The organism is Cellulosimicrobium cellulans (assembly GCF_024124905.1).
GTDB lineage: Bacteria > Actinomycetota > Actinomycetes > Actinomycetales > Cellulomonadaceae > Cellulosimicrobium > Cellulosimicrobium cellulans_G.
In genome coordinates, this window is record NZ_JAMXST010000001.1 from 529921 (window position 1) to 547339 (window position 17419).

15 protein-coding genes and 1 tRNA gene are annotated in these 17419 nt (G+C 75.9%); 10 read left to right on the plus strand and 6 right to left on the minus strand.

Annotation, left to right across the window (positions count from 1 at the left end; translation table 11 throughout):
• Positions 1 to 4 precede the first annotated feature (4 nt).
• Positions 5 to 307: a DUF1905 domain-containing protein gene (locus NHH00_RS02465; protein ID WP_253049776.1), complete on the plus strand. Its 303-nt coding sequence runs from the start codon at positions 5 to 7 to the stop codon at positions 305 to 307.
• A gap of 33 nt (positions 308 to 340) precedes the next feature.
• Here the strand turns inward: NHH00_RS02465 and NHH00_RS02470 are convergent, their stop codons facing one another.
• On the minus strand, positions 341 to 1612 hold the full coding sequence (locus tag NHH00_RS02470; protein WP_253049778.1) for an AI-2E family transporter: 1272 nt from the start codon (positions 1610 to 1612) through the stop codon (positions 341 to 343).
• Positions 1613 to 1827: 215 nt separating this feature from the next.
• On the opposite strand from NHH00_RS02470, the gene NHH00_RS02475 reads away from it, so the two are divergent.
• Positions 1828 to 1912, plus strand: a tRNA-Leu gene (locus NHH00_RS02475).
• A 369-nt stretch (positions 1913 to 2281) separates the two neighbouring features.
• Positions 2282 to 3070 (plus strand): MHYT domain-containing protein, encoded by a 789-nt coding sequence (locus NHH00_RS02480; protein WP_253049780.1) that lies wholly within the window; start codon positions 2282 to 2284, stop codon positions 3068 to 3070.
• Between the two features lie 22 nt (positions 3071 to 3092).
• On the opposite strand, the gene NHH00_RS02485 is transcribed toward NHH00_RS02480, so the two are convergent.
• Together NHH00_RS02485 and NHH00_RS02490 are read right to left on the minus strand one after the other, a co-directional pair.
• Complete coding sequence (locus NHH00_RS02485; protein ID WP_253049782.1) at positions 3093 to 3551, minus strand: SRPBCC family protein; 459 nt, start codon at positions 3549 to 3551, stop codon at positions 3093 to 3095.
• A gap of 27 nt (positions 3552 to 3578) precedes the next feature.
• Entirely contained in the window at positions 3579 to 4313 is a 735-nt protein-coding gene (locus NHH00_RS02490; RefSeq protein WP_253049784.1) for a hemerythrin domain-containing protein, read from the minus strand.
• A 374-nt stretch (positions 4314 to 4687) separates the two neighbouring features.
• On the opposite strand from NHH00_RS02490, the gene NHH00_RS02495 reads away from it, so the two are divergent.
• The 6 genes from NHH00_RS02495 (at position 4688) to NHH00_RS02520 (ending at position 12144) form a co-directional block, all read left to right on the plus strand.
• The gene (locus tag NHH00_RS02495; RefSeq protein WP_253049786.1) at positions 4688 to 5446 is read left to right on the plus strand and encodes an ABC transporter ATP-binding protein; all 759 of its coding nucleotides are present in this window, start codon (positions 4688 to 4690) and stop codon (positions 5444 to 5446) included.
• Entirely contained in the window at positions 5443 to 6312 is an 870-nt protein-coding gene (locus NHH00_RS02500; RefSeq protein ID WP_253049788.1) for a hypothetical protein, read from the plus strand. Before NHH00_RS02495 ends, NHH00_RS02500 begins: the two co-directional genes overlap by 4 nt.
• A gap of 1 nt (position 6313) precedes the next feature.
• The gene (locus NHH00_RS02505) at positions 6314 to 7138 is read left to right on the plus strand and encodes a hypothetical protein (RefSeq protein WP_253049790.1); all 825 of its coding nucleotides are present in this window, start codon (positions 6314 to 6316) and stop codon (positions 7136 to 7138) included.
• Positions 7139 to 7169: 31 nt separating this feature from the next.
• The gene (locus NHH00_RS02510; protein WP_253049792.1) at positions 7170 to 8615 is read left to right on the plus strand and encodes a sensor histidine kinase; all 1446 of its coding nucleotides are present in this window, start codon (positions 7170 to 7172) and stop codon (positions 8613 to 8615) included.
• Complete coding sequence (locus NHH00_RS02515; RefSeq protein ID WP_253049794.1) at positions 8612 to 9283, plus strand: response regulator; 672 nt, start codon at positions 8612 to 8614, stop codon at positions 9281 to 9283. Before NHH00_RS02510 ends, NHH00_RS02515 begins: the two co-directional genes overlap by 4 nt.
• Before the next feature lie 101 nt (positions 9284 to 9384).
• Entirely contained in the window at positions 9385 to 12144 is a 2760-nt protein-coding gene (locus NHH00_RS02520) for a cation-translocating P-type ATPase (protein ID WP_253049796.1), read from the plus strand.
• Positions 12145 to 12154: 10 nt separating this feature from the next.
• Here NHH00_RS02520 and NHH00_RS02525 read toward each other — a convergent pair whose 3' ends face one another.
• From NHH00_RS02525 to NHH00_RS02535, 3 genes are read right to left on the minus strand one after another with little or no spacing between them, the layout of a single operon-like run.
• Complete coding sequence (locus tag NHH00_RS02525; RefSeq protein ID WP_253049798.1) at positions 12155 to 14815, minus strand: LuxR C-terminal-related transcriptional regulator; 2661 nt, start codon at positions 14813 to 14815, stop codon at positions 12155 to 12157.
• A gap of 58 nt (positions 14816 to 14873) precedes the next feature.
• Positions 14874 to 16322, minus strand: a complete 1449-nt coding sequence (locus tag NHH00_RS02530; protein WP_253049799.1) for a hypothetical protein — start codon at positions 16320 to 16322, stop codon at positions 14874 to 14876.
• A 10-nt stretch (positions 16323 to 16332) separates the two neighbouring features.
• Positions 16333 to 16716, minus strand: a complete 384-nt coding sequence (locus tag NHH00_RS02535; protein WP_253049801.1) for an SHOCT domain-containing protein — start codon at positions 16714 to 16716, stop codon at positions 16333 to 16335.
• A gap of 187 nt (positions 16717 to 16903) precedes the next feature.
• Here NHH00_RS02535 and NHH00_RS02540 point away from each other — a divergent pair, with 187 nt between their 5' ends.
• A complete protein-coding gene (locus NHH00_RS02540) occupies positions 16904 to 17413 on the plus strand; it encodes an SHOCT domain-containing protein (protein ID WP_253049803.1) in 510 nt (169 codons plus the stop codon).
• Positions 17414 to 17419 lie beyond the last annotated feature (6 nt).

The following is a 17419-nucleotide window of genomic DNA, read 5'->3' on the forward strand; positions in this document are numbered from 1 at the left end:
CGGCATGCCCACGTGGACGGACCCGGGCCCCGTCGAGTTCGACGCCGTCGTGATCGCCGCCGGGACGCGCTCGGGAGCGTTCGTCGCTCTCCCGTACGACGCCGTCGACCTCTTCGGCACGCGCGGTCGCGTCCCCGTGGTCGCGGAGGTCGACGACGTGCGGTACCACGCCTCCCTCGTCGCCTACGGCGGTCCGCACCTCCTCGCCGTCCTGCGCTCCGTGCGCGCCGCGACCGGCAAGGGCGTCGGGGACACCGTGCACGTCGCGGTCCGGCTCGCCGCGGAGGTCTCGGCCGTCCCGCGGTGAGGCGCCGGCCGCCCGCGCCCCGGCGGTCGCGCGTCAGCCGGCCGCGTCGGGCGCCGTGCGGTCCGACGACCCGGGCACGGCGTCGCCGAGCGCGATCTCCTTCGCCGTCGGCAGGTCCTCCTCCATGGGTGGGTCCTTGTGCCGCAGGTGCGAGAACACCGACCACGCGACAGCGACGAGCGGCACGGACACGACCGCGCCGAGGATCCCCGCGAGCAGCGTCCCCGCCGTCACCGCGATCGCCACGACGACCGGGTGCAGCGAGACCTGCTTGCCCATGACGAGCGGCTGCAGGATGTGACCCTCGAACTGCCCGATGAGCGCGATGCCGATCGTCACGACGAGCGCGATGACGATGCCCTTGGCCGCGAGCGCGACGATGGCCGCGATGATCATCGCGAGGGGCGCGCCGATGATGGGGATGAACGCCCCGATGAAGACGAGCACCGCGAGCGGCGCCGCGAGCGGCACGCCCAGGGCCCCCAGGAAGATGCCCGCGAGGATGCCGTCGACGAGAGCGATGATCACGGTGCCCCGGGCGTAGCCGGAGAACGTGTACCAGCCCGCGCCGCCCGCGACCTTCCAGCTGTCGCGCGAGCGGGCCGGGAGCTGGTTGAGGAACCACGTCCACATGTCCTTGCCGCGGGCGAGGAAGAACACCGTGCAGAAGATCGCGAGGGCGATCGCCGCGAACGCCTCGAACACCGAGCCGGCGCTCGCGGCGGCCTGGCTCGCGATGTCGCCGCCGTGCTCCGTGAGCCACTGCCGGCCGTTGTCGATCCACCCGTTGACGTCGTCCGCCGTGATCGTGACCGGCAGCGGGCCGTTCTCGAGGAAGTCGAAGATCTGCTCGATGCCCTGGTCGAACTGCTCCGCGAGGCTCTGCCACTGCCCCGCGACCGAGGTGATGACGTACGTCAGCAGACCGGCGATGAACAGCAGGGCGGAGAGGATCGCGAGCCCCGTGGCCAGACCCCGCGGCATGATCCGCGCGTAGAAGTCCGTGACGGGCCGCAGGACCGACGTGATGACGAGCGCCAGGAAGACGGCCACGAACACGAGCTGCACCTGCGCCGTCGCGAAGAAGATGAGCGCGACGGCCGCGACGATCATGAGCAGGCGCCACGACCAGCCCGCGGTCGTGCGCAGCCACGCGGGCACCGACTCGTCGTACCCGACCACCGACGGGTTGCGTCGCGCCCCGGCCACCTTGCGTGCCGCGCTCGACGCCCCCGCGAGGTGCTTCACCGACGCCGCCGCGCGGTCCGAGCCGGAGCCGGGCCTCGGGGTCGGCGCTGCTGCCACCGGCCGCTGCTCGTCCGTCACACGTGCCTCCGCCCGGTCGTGGCCACCATCCGCCCAGTCTGCCCCAGGTCGTCCCCCCACGCCGGGTACCGCGGTCGGCCCGTCGTCCCACGTCGGCCCGGCACCGACCGGCGACCGCGATGTGAGGACCACGCCCGAACCGTGCTATGTTTTTCCCCGCACCGGAACGGCGGAAACGCCGGGAAGGTCCACTCGTCCGGGTGGCGGAATGGCAGACGCGCTAGCTTGAGGTGCTAGTGCCCTTTATCGGGCGTGGGGGTTCAAGTCCCCCTCCGGACACCGCGTGGCACACCTCGTGCCACGGAGGCCGGGTCAGGAGATTCTTCCTGACCCGGCCTTCTGCGTATCCCGCCGCCTCGGTCCGGCGGGCCTCGCCTCAGCCGCCCGTGTCGGTCCAGGACGCGACCTCGACGCCGTGGTCGTCGGGCGACGCGAGCGACCACCACGTCGGGGCGCGCGAGTCATCGGCCAGCGCGCGCTCGTCGAACAGTCAGAACACTCCCCTCGATGCCGCCGGGCCTGACTCCGGCGCGCCCGGCCCGCGGGATCTCCTCGTCGCGAATCGCCGTCCGCGCGCCTCGAGATGCGGGGTCGGACGTCCCGCTTTACGGTGACGTGTCCTTTCTGATGCTTTTGAGGCGGTATGCAATGCTCGACGTCCATCACTTCACCTACGGTGCCGTGACCCCGCTCATCTCCTACGTGGCCGCGGTCTCCGGGTCTGCCTGCGGCCTGTCCGCGGTCTCCCGCTCCCGTGTCGACGCGCCGTGGCCCGTGCGCTCGGCGTGGCTGTGGCTGGGGGCCGCGGCCATCGGGGGCACGGGCATCTGGGTGATGCACTTCGTGGCGATGCTCGGGTTCACGGTCACCGGCATGCCGATCCACTACGACGTGCCGCTCACGATCGTCTCCGCGCTGGTCGCCGTGGTGGTCGTGTCGGTCGGCCTGCACCTGGTCATGATGTTCGGCTACCGGCCCCTGCTGCTGGCCGTGGGAGGCGCCGTGGCCGGGCTCGGCGTCGCCGGGATGCACTACCTGGGCATGGCGGCGATGCGCATGCACGGGACGATGCACTACAGCGCGGTCTCCGTCGTCCTGGCGGTGCTCGTCGCGGTCGCCGCCGCGACGGCGGCCCTCTGGCTCTGCGTGCACGCGCGGGGCGGGCTGTCCATGACCGTGTCGGCCCTCGTCATGGGGGTCGCTGTCGCAGGGATGCACTACACCGGCATGTGGGGCGTCTCGGTGACGGGTCAGCCGGGCGCACCGGACGGCGGCGTCCCGATGCTGGACCTGCTCGGCGCCCTCCTCGTCGGGGGCGGCGGCTCCGTCCTGCTGCTGGTGTTCGTCGTCGTCGGCTCCCGGACGGAGAGCGAGCGGCAGCGGCACGAGGCCTTCCGGGACCGCATGGCGCAGGAGACCGTCTCGGTCGGCAAGTAGCGGCACGCGGGTGCGCCGTCTCTCACGGCCGGCGCGCGCGTGCCCGGTCCTCCGTCTCGAGCACCCGGCGCAGGCCCGTGAAGTCACGCAGGAGGATCCGTGCCAGGACCGCGGTCGGGAGCAGCGCCACCAGCCGGAGCGTCGACGCCACGTCGCCGTGGTAGTCGGCGCGCACGCGCGTCCCGCCGCCGTCGGGCGACGTGACGTACTCGACGCGAGAGTTCCAGGGCGCGGTGGAGTGCCACACGACCCGCAGGTCGGGCTCGACGACCTCGAGCACGTCGGTGAACCGCACCCGGAACGGACCGACGCGGTCGACGGCGGCCCAGCGGCTCCCCACCCGCAGCGGCCCGTCGTCGACCGGGCGGCGGGAGACGACCGCGGGCGCGAACTCCGGCCACCGGCCCGGGTCGGCGAGGTACGGGAAGACGCGCGCCGGCGGGTGATCGAGGTGGACGTCGAGCGTCACGCGTCGCCACACGGTCCGGTCTCCTTCCGCCGCCCGGCGTCAGACCATCGCCGGCACGGGACGGTCCGGGTAGAGCTCGCGCATCGCGTGGTCGTACCGACGCTTCAGGAGCAGGAGGTACAGCACCCGGACGGGCGCGGGCACGTTCGCGCGGAACCACTCCTCCCGCTCGGCCTCGGGGACGCTCGCGAGCAGCAGGCCGAGCTGCAGCGCCACGAGGTCCTTGCCGAGCTCCTTGCGGTGCTTCACGAGGGTGGCGCGCGTGTGCTCCTCCATGGAGTCCCACTCCTGCTGCGACATCACGTCCCCGGCCACGGGGAGGATCTCCACCTCCTCCTGCCCGAGGTGCGCCGACAGGAGGTCCCGCAGCCCCTCGACGTCGGTCGCGAAGGCGTCGCGGAGCCGCGGGTCGGCCGTGGCCACCCACGGCTCGAGCTGCGGCTCGACCCGCGCGAGGCGCACCGCGACCTCGGCGTGCTGCGCCCGCATCTGGCCGACGTGCAGCGCGCACGCGGGCTCGCGCGCCTCGAGGCGGTCCCAGAGCACCCGGTCCTCGGTCTCGTGGTGCAGGTGCAGCGCGAAGAAGTCGAGGTGGGCGTAGCGGCCCACGACGGCCGAGCGCCCGGTGTCCCCGGGCCGGACCTCGCGGACCAGCACGGGGAGCTCGCGGTAGAGCCAGCGGAAGATCCGGTGGACGAGGAACATGCCCGACGTGTCGCACCCGGGGTGCTGCCCCGCGGGCAGCGGCCCGGGGAGAGGGAGCCTGTCGGTCATCTCGTCCTCCGCCCGTCGGACGACGTCGGTGTCGTCGTGGCGCTCTCCGACGCTACGCCCGCCCGCGGCGTGGCCACAATGCCCGGTCCGCAGGTTCACCCGGGCAGCGAGAAGCCCCGCCGTGTGGAGCGGCGGGGCTTCTCGATCCGCTGTCTCATTCGGATCCCGCCGGCGCTCTCACGCCGGAAGCATGCGTCCAGTCTAGGGCGTCGCGACGGCCGCCTCCGACCCCGGCACGACCGCCTCCTCCCCGAGGAGGAGGTCGCGCCCCCGACGATCTCGGCCGACGGCGGGAGCCGGCGTCCCCGCGCCCGTCCGTAGCGTCGACGACGGCGGTGCCCGAGGACCGGGCGCCCGCGACGACGGGAGGACGCATGATCCAGGTGGAGGCGCTCACCAAGCGCTACGGGCCGACGACGGCGGTGGACGGGCTGACGTTCACGGCACGCCCGGGCACCGTGACGGGATTCCTCGGCCCGAACGGGGCGGGGAAGTCGACGACGATGCGGGTCGTGGTCGGGCTGGAGCGGCCCACGTCCGGCACGGCGACCGTCGACGGACGCCGGTACGCCGACCTCCCGGCGCCGCTCCACGCCGTCGGCTGCATGCTCGACGCGCGGTCCGTGCACCCGGGGCGCACGGCGTTCCGGCACCTGCGGGCCCTCGCGCGGACCCACGGGATCGGCCGCGCCCGCGTGGACGAGGTCATCGGGATGACCGGGCTCGAGAGCGTCGCCGGACGGCGCGCCGGGACCTTCTCCCTGGGGATGGGCCAGCGGCTCGGCATCGCGGGAGCGCTGCTCGGCGACCCCGGGACGCTCCTCCTCGACGAGCCCGTCAACGGCCTCGACCCGGACGGCGTCCTGTGGGTGCGGGGACTCGTGCGCGGCCTCGCGGCCGAGGGACGGACCGTGCTCCTCTCCTCGCACCTCATGCACGAGCTCGCGCTCTGCGCCGACCGGGTCGTCGTCATCGGCCGGGGCCGGCTCCTCGCGGACGCACCGGTCCAGGAGCTCGCCGCCGACGCGGGATCCCTCGAGGAGGCGTACCTGCGGCTCACCGCGGGGGCGGTCCAGTACCAGGGCCGCGCCTCCGGCGGGTCCGACCGCGCCGCGGCGGGCGGTGCCCGATGACCGCCGCGACCCCCGCCCCGGTGCGCACTCCCCCGGCCCTGGCGCGGGCCACGCCCCCGGGCCCGACGCTCGCGCGCGTCGTCGGCTCCGAGTGGACCAAGCTCACGAGCCTCCGGTCCTCCTGGTGGGCGGCCGCGCTCACGGTCGCGGTCTCGGCCGCGCTGACCCACCTCTCGGCCCAGGCGTCGTCCGTGGACCCCGGGTTCGACCCGCTGGGCTCCCTCACCTCGGGCCTGCTGCTCGCCCAGGTGCCCCCGCTCGTCCTGGGCGTGCTCGTCGGCACGGGCGAGCACAGCACGGGCACGTTCCGCACGACGTTCCTCGCCGCCCCGAGGCGCTGGCCCGTGCTCGCCGCGCAGACCGTCGTCACCGCCGCGTTCGCGCTGCTCACGGCCGTGCTCGCGGTCGGCGCCGCCGTGCTCGCTCTGCTCCCCTCGGCCCGGGCCCGCGGCATCGCCCTCGATCTCGCGAGCGACGGCACGCCCCAGGTGCTCGGCGGGATGGTGCTCCTGCTCGTCGCGACGGCCCTGCTCGGCCTCGCGCTCGGCGCTCTGCTCCGGCGGCCGGTGCCCGCCCTGACGGTCGCGGTCCTCGTCGTCCTCGTCCTGCCCGTCGCGCTCGTGCTCGCGGCCGACCTGGCGGGCGACCCGCTCGCCGCGTCCGCGGGCGTGCCGCCCGCCCAGGCCGCCGTCAACACCGCCGTGACGTTCCTCCCCGCCGGCGCGGGGTCCCTCCTGACCACCGAGGGCGCCGTCGAGGGTGCGCCCGACCTCGGCGCGTGGGGCGGCGGGCTCGTCCTGGCGGCGTGGGTCGCCGTCCCCCTGACCCTGGCCGGTATCCGCCTCCGCGCGCGGGACGTGGTGTGACGTGGCCGCGACGACGCAGACGCCCGCCGCCCCGCCCGCGAGCCGCTCACCGGTGACCCTCCGCCGGGTGCTCGCGGCCGAGTCGGACAAGCTCACGAGCCTGCGCGCGACGGGCTGGCTCGCCCTCGCGACGGTCGCGGCGTCGGCCGCGAGCGCCTGGGCGCTCGGCCTGTTCGCCCGGCCCGACGACGGCGCGTCCGGCGCGCCCGTGGCCGTCGCCGGGTACGTGCTCGCCCAGCTCGGGTTCCTCGTGCTGGGCGCGACGACCGGCGCGGGCGAGTTCCGCACCGGCACGGCGCGCGTCACCTTCGTCGCGGTGCCCCGGCGGGTCCCGGTGCTCGTGGCCCAGGCGCTCGTCACGACGACGGTCGCGGCCCTCACGGCCGCGGTCGCGCTCGGCGCGGCGCTCGCGGCGACCGCCGGGCAGCGCGCGGCGACCGGGCTGGTGCTGGACGCCGCGGACCCGGAGACGGCGCGCCTCCTCGGGGGGTTCGTGCTCTACCAGACCGGGGTCGCGCTCGTCGGGCTCGGGCTGGGGGCGCTGCTGCGCCGGCCCGACGCCGCGCTCGTCGCCGGGGTCGTCCTGGTCGTCGTGCTCGACCACCTCCTCGCCACGAACCCCGGCCGGGTCGCCGACACGGCGCGCGCCCTCCTCCCGGGCGCCGGGGCGCGGCTCCTCCAGGCCGACGAGCGGCTCGCCGCGCTCGACGCGACGACGCTGGGCCCGCACGTCGGCCCGTGGGCGGCCGGCCTCGTGCTCGCCGCGTGGGCCGCCGCGCTCCTCGTCGCGGCGGGGTACCGCCTGCGGCGCCATGACGTCACCTGACGTGGACCGGCAGGGATGGGAGAGTGGGCCCATGCCCCTGCCGTCCCCCGCCACGTCCGCGCGCGGGACGACCGACGGCGGCGCGCTCACCGAGACCGACGTCCAGCGGCGCGGGCCGCTCGGCCGGCTGGTCGAGGAGCACCCCCGGGCCGCGGACGCCGCGCTCGTCGCCGGCGTCGTGGCGCTCGGGCTCGTCACCGCGGTCCTCGGGCTCGCGACGGTCGAGGGGTCGACCGGGCTCGGCCTCTTCCGGCCCGACGAGCCCGTCGCCCAGGTGGTCGTCACGGCGTGGCTCGCCGGGGCCGTCCTCGGGGCGACGCTCCTGCTCGCCCGCCGCGCGCGACCGCTCGTCGTCGCGGCCGCGCTCACGGCGCTGGCCGTCGCCTCGCTCGCGACCGCGGGCGTGCTGGGGGTGCTCGGGGTGTGCCTCGCGTGCGCGGTCCACGCCGTGGCGGCCTCCCGCCCGCCGCGCACCGCGTGGCTGACGTGCGCGGCGGTGCTCGCCGTCGTCACGGTGGCGATCTGGTGGTGGCAGGACATCGGCCTCGCCGAGATCCTGCTCTGGAGCGACCCGGTCGTGTCACCGGACGGCGATCCCGTGCGGGACCTCGCCGAGCCACCCTTCTCCCCCGGCCGCCGGTCCGCGTCCGTCTCCCTCCTGCTCGCGCTCCTGCTCCTCGGCATGGCCACGGGTTCCGGCGCGCGCGCCCGTCGGCTCCACGCCGAGGACCTCACGGAGCGCTACCGGGCCATGGCGCGGGACCGCGACCAGAGCGCCGCGCTCGCCCGCGCGGCCGAGCGCACCCGCATCGCCCGCGAGATGCACGACGTCGTCGCCCACAGCGTCTCGGTGATGGTCGCGCTGTCCGACGGCGCGGGCGCAGCGCTCGACCGTGCACCCGACCGCTCGCGCGAGGCCCTGCGGGAGCTCTCCCGGACGGGGCGCGAGGCGCTGACCGACATGCAGCGCGTGCTCGGTGCGCTCGACCCCGGCGACGAGGAGCCCGTGGCGCCGGACGGGCGGCCCGAGCCGACCGGGACGGACCTCGCGGCCGTCGTCGCACGGTTCCGCGCCGCGGGCGTCCCGGTGACCGCGACCGGCCTCGACGTCCCGCTCCCGGACGACACCTCGCTCCGGCTCGCGGTCGTGCGGGTCGTGCAGGAAGGGCTGACGAACGTCCTGCGGCACGCGCCCGGTGCTCCGACGGCCGAGGTCGAGGTCCGGCGCGGCGCGGACGTCGTCGAGGTCGAGGTCCGCGATTCCGGCGGCACGCGGCCCGGCACGGGCGGCGGGACCGGTCGCGGCATCGTCGGGATGCGCGAGCGCGCGGCCCTGCTCGGCGGCAGCGTCGAGGCCGGCCCGCGACCCGAGGGTGGGTGGGTCGTGCGGGTCGTCCTCCCGTGGTCCGGGCGGGACGCGCCGTGGGACCGGCCGCACGACCGGCCGTACGACGAGGACGACGGAGGGCTCCCGTGACGACCGTGCTGCTCGTGGACGACCAGGCGCTCCTGCGGATGGGCTTCCGGCTCGTGATCGAGTCGGAGCCCGACCTCAAGGTGGTCGGCGAGGCGTCCGACGGCCGGGTGGCGCTCGACCAGGTCGCGGCGCTCGCCCCGGACGTCGTCGTCATGGACGTCCGGATGCCCGGCATGGACGGCATCGAGGCGACGCGACGCGTCGTCGCGGAGCACCCCGCGACGCGCGTGCTCGTGCTGACGACGTTCGACGTCGACGAGTACGCGTTCGCCGCGCTGCGCGCGGGCGCGAGCGGGTTCCTGCTGAAGAACGCCCGCCCGGACGACCTCGTCGAGGCGATCCGTACCGTCGCGGCAGGAAGCTCGGTCGTCGCGCCCCGGGTGCTGCGCCGCATGCTCGACCTCTTCGCCCCGCACCTGCCCGTCGGGGACCGGCCGGCGGACGACGGCGTCGACCCGCGCCTGCGGTCGCTCACGCCCCGCGAGCTCGACGTGCTGCGGTGCGTGGCCGACGGCCTGTCCAACGCCGAGATCGCCGAGCGCCTCGTGCTGTCGTCGACGACGGTCAAGACGCACGTGGGCAACCTCCTCGCCAAGCTCGGGGTCCGGGACCGCGTCCAGGCCGTGATCGTCGCCTACGAGAGCGGCCTGGTCGGCTCCCGCCGCTGAGCGGCACCGCTCGCCGTCGCTGCCGCGTTCACCCCCGACGGGTGAGGCTCCGCCCCGGGTCCGCTGCGACCGTGGTGCCGAGCGCCGGAGAGGAGCCCACGATGACGGCTGCGCAGATCCCCCGACAGCAGGTCCCTGCCGCCACGGGCCCGTGGCACACCGCGTCGACGCAGGCCGTGTGCGCGGCGCTGGACGTCGACCCGGCGGTCGGGCTGACGACGGCGCAGGTCGCCGAGCGGCGCGCCCGGTACGGGCCGAACGCGCTCGCGGAGGAGCGCAGGGAGAAGCCGTGGCAGGCGTTCCTGCGCCAGTACCGGGACCTCATGCAGCTCGTCCTCGTCGGGGCGGCGGTCGTGAGCATCATCGCGCTCGGCGACGTCACGACGGGCGTCGTCGTGCTGGGCCTCACCGTGCTCAACGCCCTCATGGGCCTGCACCAGGAGGGCAAGGCCGCCGAGAGCGTCGCGGCGCTGCAGCAGATGCTCGTCATGACGGCCACGGTGCGCCGCGACGGACGCCAGGAGCAGGTGCCCGCGGAGGAGCTCGTGCCGGGCGACGTCGTCGGCTTCGAGGCCGGGAGCAAGATCCCCGCGGACGGGCGGCTGCTCGTCGCGGCGTCGCTGGAGATCGAGGAGGCGGGGCTGACCGGCGAGAGCACCCCTGTCGCCAAGGGCGTCGAGACGGTCGTCGCCGAGGACGCGCCGCTCGGCGACCGCACCGACATGGCGTACATGAACTCGCAGGTGACGCGCGGGCGCGGCGAGATGGTCGTCACGGCGACGGGCATGACGACCGAGGTGGGCCGCATCTCCGGGATGCTCAGCGGCGTCGAGCAGGACAAGACGCCGCTCACGCGCCAGCTCGACCGCATCACCGTGATCATCACGGTCATGGCGGCGATCGCCCTCGTCGTCGTCGTGGTCCTGGGCCTGGTGCGCGGCGAGGACTTCGACAGCCTGTTCGTGGTCGGGATCAGCCTGGCCATCGCCGCGATCCCGACGGGTCTCCCGGCCGTGGTGACGATGCTGCTGTCGCTCGGCACGCGGCGGCTCGCCGAGGAGGGCGCGATCGTCAAGCGCCTCAAGTCGGTCGAGACGCTCGGGTCGACCTCCGCGATCTGCTCGGACAAGACCGGGACCCTCACGCTCAACCAGATGACCGCGCGCCGCCTCGTGCTCGCGGGACGCCGGTTCTCCGTCGACGGCGAGGGCTACTCCACGACCGGCCGCATCCTCGCGGCCGCCGGCTCGACCGACGTGCCGCTCGAGCCCGTCGCGCTGCCCCTCGCGCTCGCGAGCGACGCCGTCGTGCGCGACGGCGAGTGCATCGGCGACCCCACCGAGGGCGCCGTCGTCGTCCTGGCGGCGAAGGCGGGCCTCGACGTCGAGGAGACGCGCGCCGAGCACCCGCGCGTCGCGGAGGTCCCGTTCGACGCGGCGTACAAGTTCATGGCGACGTTCCACGAGATCGACGGCGCGCTGACGTGCTTCGTCAAGGGCGCCCCGGACGTGCTGCTCGCCCGGTCGAGCCGGTACCTCACCGCCGACGGCGGGTCGGCGCCGCTCGACGACGACGCGCGGTCGCGCGTGGTGGCGGAGAACGACGCCCTCGCGGGCGAGGGCATGCGCGTGCTCGCGGTGGCGCGGCGTGCCGTGGGCCGCGACGAGCTCGCGGGCGAGCTCCTCGACGCGGTGCGCGACCTCGAGCTGGTCGCGCTCGTCGGGATCGTCGACCCGCCGCGCCGGGAGGCGCGCGACGCCATCGCGGAGTGCCGCGACGCCGGCATCCGCGTGCGGATGATCACGGGCGACCACGTCACCACCGCGGCGGCGATCGCCGGGCAGCTCGGCATCGAGGGCCGCGCGCTGACCGGGGCCGAGTTCGCCGCGATGTCCGACGCGCAGCTCGAGGCGGAGGTCGGCGAGATCGGGGTGGTCGCGCGGGTCGCGCCGGAGGACAAGGTGCGCCTCGTCGACGTGCTCAAGCGCACGGGCGACGTGGTCGCGATGACGGGCGACGGCGTCAACGACGCGCCCGCGCTCACCCGCGCGGACATCGGCGTGGCGATGGGCATCACCGGCACCGAGGTGACCAAGGACGCCGCGGAGATGATCCTCACCGACGACAACTTCGCGACCATCGTGGCCGCCGTGGAGGGTGGCCGCGGGCTCTACGACAACCTCATGAAGTACATCCGCTTCCAGATGGTCGTGCTCGTCGGCTTCATCCTCACGTTCGTGGGCGCGGGCGTCTTCACGGTCGCGGGCGGCACGCCGCTCACGCCGCTCCAGATCCTCTGGGTGAACTTCGCGATCGACGTGCTCCTCGCGATCGGCCTCGGCTTCGACGCCGCGACGCCCGGCCTCATGCGCCGCCGGCCACGGTCTCCCGCCGAGCCCGTCATCGGGCGTGGGCTCGGGGTCCGGCTCGCCGTCGGCGGCGTCCTCATCGCCGTCGGCTCGCTCGTCGCCGTCGCCTGGGGCGAGGCCGACGCCGACCTGGCGGTCGCGACGACGATGGGCCTCACCGCGATGTCGCTCCTGCACGTCGTGGCCGCGCTCGAGTGGCGCGACCCGCGGGCGAGCATCCTCTCGTTCGAGACCCTCGCGAACGGGCGGTTCGTCGTGCTGCTGCTCGCGTCGCTGGGGCTGACGTTCCTCGTCACGACCCTCGACGGCCTGCAGCGGATCTTCGGCACCGTCGACCTCGACGGGGGCCAGTGGGGCGTGTGCGGCCTCGTCGCGCTCGGGTTCCTCGTCCTGGCCGAGCTCGGCAAGCTCGTGCTCCGGCAGGTGGACCGGCACCGGGGCGCGCCCGCCGACTCCGGCGCCTCCGCCCAGGTCTCGCGCGCCCGGGTCTGAGGGCTCCGGGTCAGGGCACGACGCCGAGCTCGCGGCCCCGGCGGACCGCGTCGCGACGCGAGCTCACGCCGAGCTTGCGGTAGACCGACTTGAGGTGCGCCTTGACGGTGTTCACCGAGACGAAGAAGTCCTCGGCGATCTCGACGTTGCTGGCCATCGAGGGCAGCACGGCGAGGATCGCCAGCTCGCGCTCGGTGAGGGGCTCGACGAGCGGGGCCGGCTCCGGCGCCCGGTCCGCCGGGTCGAGGTGGGCGCGCAGCCGCCCGGCGAGCGCGTCGTCGCGTGCCGTGACCGCGCGGGCGAGCGCCGGACGCAGCTCGCGCACGACGAGGGTGAGGAACGGGCGCGCGACCTGCTCGACGGCGGCGAGGTCCAGGGCGCGGGCCAACGGGACCTCGACGCGGCGGGTGCCCGCCCGCGCCAGGGCGGACGCCTCGACGAGCGCCGCCTCGACCCGCACGACGTCGTCCACCTCGTCCTCCCCCGCGTCCACGAGCCCGGCGACCGCGCGCAGCGCGGCCCCGGTCCGCCCCGTGGCGAGCAGCTCGCGCGCGCCGCACACCGCGACGACGGCGGCGGTGCCCAGCCCCTCCCGCCGGACGCGCACCGGCAGCGCGGGCTGCGTCCCGTCGTCGAGCAGGCGGACCGCGGCGGTCGCCCGGACCCACAGGTCGGCGAGCACCGGCGGCGTCGCGACGGGCCCGAGCGCGTGGTCGGCCGCGACCAGCGCGTGCCGCGCGGCCCCGGCGTGCCCGCGGTCCGCCGCCGCGAGGGCCTGGAGGAGCCGGACGGCCGCCTCGGACGCCGGCTCGCGGCCCCCGGCGTCGGCCGCCAGCGCGTGCGCGAGCTCGCGGTCGAGGGCGGAGTCCGACGCACGCAGGTACCGCACCCACGCCCGGGCCGCGTGCGCCGGGCGCGCGTGGGCGTACCCGTCCCAGCCCCGGGGCTCGGCCTCCGCGACCACCGAGCGTGCGGACGCCTCCCCCTCGCCGAGCCGGCCCTCCGCGACCGCGAGGAGCGACGCCGCTGCCCGCGCCCCGAGGACGAAGAGCTGGGGCGCCCGCCAGTCGCGACCGGGAGGCGGTGCGAGCGGGAACGAGGCCGTCGCCGCCTCGGTGCCCACCGAGCACCACGCGAGGCCCGCGGCGCGGTGGGCCTGCGCGAGGCTGCGGTAGGTGTCGAGCGCCGGGAACGGGTACGGCGCCGCGTCCGCGGTCGCGAGGGCGGCGCCGGCCGCCGTCGCGAGGGCGCGCACGTCGCCCGTCGCGCGCGCGATCGAGGCGTCGAGCAGCTCCAGGAGCACGGCCGCGGCCGGCTGCTCGACAGGGTCGAGGAGGTCACGCGCCGTCGCGACGTGCCGACGGGCGGCGTCGTACCGCTCGTCGACGTACGCCAGCGCGCCCGCGCACAGGTGCAGCCGCGCGTCGACGCCGATCGTCGCGTAGGGCACGCGCCGCAGGACGTCCGCGACGGTCTCGCGGTGGGGGCCCGCGAACTGGGCGGCCGTGCCCTCCACGAAGACCTCGCCCACGAGGGTCCAGTCCTCGGCGGCGGCCGCGTGCTCAAGGGCCCGCACCGCCTCGCCGTCGCGCGCGAACCAGCGGGCCGCCGCCCGGTGGGCGTCGCGGAGGCAGGCAGGGTCCTCGGCCCGGAGCTGGCTCAGGAGCATCTCGCGCAGGAGCGGGTGGTACCGGTACCAGGTGCGGCGCTCGCCCGCCGCCGTGACGAAGCCGTCGGCCGCGGCCAGGCCCGGGAGCAGCCGCTCTGCCGGCGCCCCCGGGTCGAGGGCCGACGCGAGGTCGGGGCACACGGCCGAGGCGACGCTCGTGCGGAGGAGGAAGCGTCGGACCGTCGGCTCCTGGCGGTCGAGGACCTCGGCCAGGAGGAACTCCGCCGCCGAGCGGTCGGCGCGCGCGCGGCTCGCGGCATCGTCGGCCTCGACCCGCAGGCGGACGCCGACCGCCCAGCCGCCGGTCTCGTCGAGGACGCGGCCCACCGCGGCCGGGGACAGCGGTCGGCGGTAGGACGCCGCGAGCGTCGTGACGGACCTGGCGTCGAACGCGAGGTCCGCGGCACCGACCTCGGCGACCTCGCCCTGCGCGCGCAGCCGCTGCAGCCGCACCAGCGGGTCGACGCGCGTGAGCACGAGGAGATGCAGGGGCAGCGGGTAGCGCAGGAGGTCGTCGACGGTCGCCGCGACGTCGGGGCGCGCCGCGTGGTGGAAGTCGTCGAGCACGAGGACGACCGGCTCGGGCAGCTGCTCGACCGCGGAGAGGACGCGCCGCAGGAGCGCCGACGAGAGCCGGGGCGGGACGACGAGCGTCTCGAGCGGGTGCCCCGGGGGGACCGCGCCCGCGGCGCGGAGCGCGGAGAGGACGTCCGCCCAGAACGCCGCGGGCTTGTCGTCGAACGGCTCCAGGGTGAGCCACGCGACCCGCTGCCCGGTGCCGCCGCGCGCCCACCGCGCCACGGCGGTGGTCTTGCCCCAGCCCGGGCCGGCGGACACGAGCGTCAGGCGCCGCGCCACCGCGGCGCCGACGAGCGCCTCGACCCCGGGGCGAGGAAGCGTCGAGGCGGGGAGCGCCGGGACCGCGGTCCGGGCACGCAGCACCTCGAAGGCGTCGGACCGCGCGACGTCCTCGTGCTCGGCGCGTGGCTCGACCGAGGTCATGAGGGCAGGCTATTCCCGGGTCCCGGGAGGCGCAGGGCGAGCGCGGGGCGGACGGCCGTCAGGCCGGCCCGGCCCCGGTCCCCGGGTCGACGGCTCCGCTCACGGAGGAGCCCGTCGGCGCGGCGACCGCGGGTGGTCGGGCGAGGATCTCGACCACGACGAGGACGAGACCCGCGACGAGCGCGACACCGACCACGAGGCCCGGCGTGAGCGAGCCGGCGAGCAGGAGGACGAGCGCCGCGACGCCGATGACGACGACGCGCAGGAACGTCTTGTGCCGCCCGAACCAGTCGCCCACCGGACCCGCCGAGACCCCGCGACCCTCGCCCCAGCCACGCACGGTGGCGCCCAGGCGCCCGAGCCCCGCACGCAGGCTGCGCGCGGACTCGCTCGGTCCGCCGAGGTACGCGGCGAGCGCGACGACGAGGCCGAGCACCCCCACGGTCCGCAGCGTGAGGCGCAGGTACCCGACCGCCTGGTCGAACACCACCTCGGCCGCGTCGAGCCGCAGCACCTGCCCGGAGAGCGCCCCGAGGTACAGGCCGCGCGCGACCGCGAGGCCGACGCCCAGGGCGACCATGGCCCCCGTCAGCACGAGCCCGGCGACGACGAGCGCACGCGACCGCCGGTTCGCCACGAGGACCCCGGCGGCGAGCAGCCCGAGCACGACCCACGGCAGCCACGTCGTGAGGGTGACGATCTGCGCGTACCGGTTCTGGAGCATGACGAGCTCGGCGGACTGGGCGATGGTGAACGTCGCGTCGACCGACGGGATGCGTGCGGACACGTCCAGCCCGCGGTCGACGAGCCGCTCCTTGAGCAGGTCGATCAGGCCGGAGAGCTGGATGCTGAGGCGGCCGTCGTCGACCTGGAGGATGTCTCCGTCCTCGCCGCGCATGACCGAGACGAGCTGCTGGTGCGCCACGCGGTTCGCCTGGAGCCAGGCGCCCTCGAACGCGTCGCTCTCCACGAGCCGCGTCGCGGTCTCGTGCACGAGCGACTCGACGCCGCTCTGGAGCGGCGCCTCGAGCGCGGCGAGCGCCTGGGTCGCGCGCGGCGGGACGTCCCGCTCCTCCAGCCCTCCGACGAGGTCGTCGACGAGCGCCCCGACGTCGATGCGGGACATGACCTCCTCGGTGAGGCGTCCCGCGACGGCGGACTGCACGACCGGGTCCGCGGCGAGCGGACCGACGGTCGCGACGTACCGGTCGGTGTCGGTCAGCTCGCGCTGCGCCCACGCCGAGACCGCGCCCAGCGGCGCGAGGAGCGCCCCCAGGGTGATGAGCACGGCGCACGCCACGGCCCGCAGGCGGCGCCGGGGGCGGCGCGCGGCCGTCGGTGCCTCGGCGCCCGTGCCCTGGCCGGCCCCGCCACCCGGCGACGGCCGTTCCTCGAGCCGGCGCCGCAGCTCCGCGTTCTCGCGCTCCAGCGCGGCGAGGCGCGCCGCCACGTCGTCGGTTGCGGTCCCCGACCCGGTCCCCGGCGCGGGCTCGCTCTGGTCGGTCATCCCCGGCCCCTCAGGCGAGCGCCCGCGCCTTGAGGCGCGCGAACTCGTCCGCGTCGATCGTCCCGGCGTCGTAGAGCGCCTTCGCGTCCGCGATCTCGCTCGCGGGCGAGCGGCCCGTGCCCGCGGTCGCCCGGACGTAGTCGTCCATCACCTGACGTCGCGCGCGGTCCTCCTCGGCGTGCCGCTCGGCCATGCCACGCCCCCGGGCGATGACGTACACGAGCGCCGACACGTACGGGACGACGATCAGGGCGACGACCCACAGCGCCTTCCACCAGCCGCTGAGCGCCCTGTCGCGGAAAAGGTCGGCCACGATCTGGAACAGCACGACGAGGTAGGCGATGAAGAAGAACCACCACACCATGAGCCAGAACCAGTCCCAGAAGCCGTCCATCGGGCACCTCTCGTCTCAGGTCGCGAACGTTCGCGATGCTCCCACTGTGGGTCGCGGGGCGCCACCGGTGCTCACCCGCCGGGGGTAGTCGCCCGGCGCACCCACCCGGGTGCCACCCGCACCGGGTGATCCGCGTCGCCCCGTCCACGCGCATCCTGGGGCGACGTGGGCGAGCCGGGAGAGGCACATGGACGGCACGACGATGGTCGAGGTGACGGTGCTGGGCCCGGTGGCGCTCCCTGCTGCCGACCTGGCCGAGCTGGGGGTGCGGCGGACCGCGGAGTGCACGCTGCTCGAGGCGACCGTGCGCGACCAGGCCGCGCTCTACGGACTGCTCCAGCGTCTCGCCGCGCTCGGTCTCGAGCTCCTCGAGCTGCGCACCGCGGCGCCCGGGCAGCGGGCCGACGTGGAGGTCGTCGTCCGTGGCCCCGTGGGCGCGCTGGTCCAGGAGATGCTGCGCGACGTCGGCCGGGCCCTGCCGGGGTCCCTCACCTCCTACCGGCTCCGGGACACCGACCTGGCGGGCCTCCTCGCGGTCGTGGCGGACCTGCGTCCGCGGGCGGTCGACGACGAGTCGCCGCTCTCGGCGATGGACGCGAAGATCGCCCAGCTCCGCGAGCTCGCGGCGCTGCGCGACCAGGGCGTGCTCACGGACACCGAGCTCGCGGAGCAGAAGGCGCGCATCCTCGGGCGCTGACCCGGC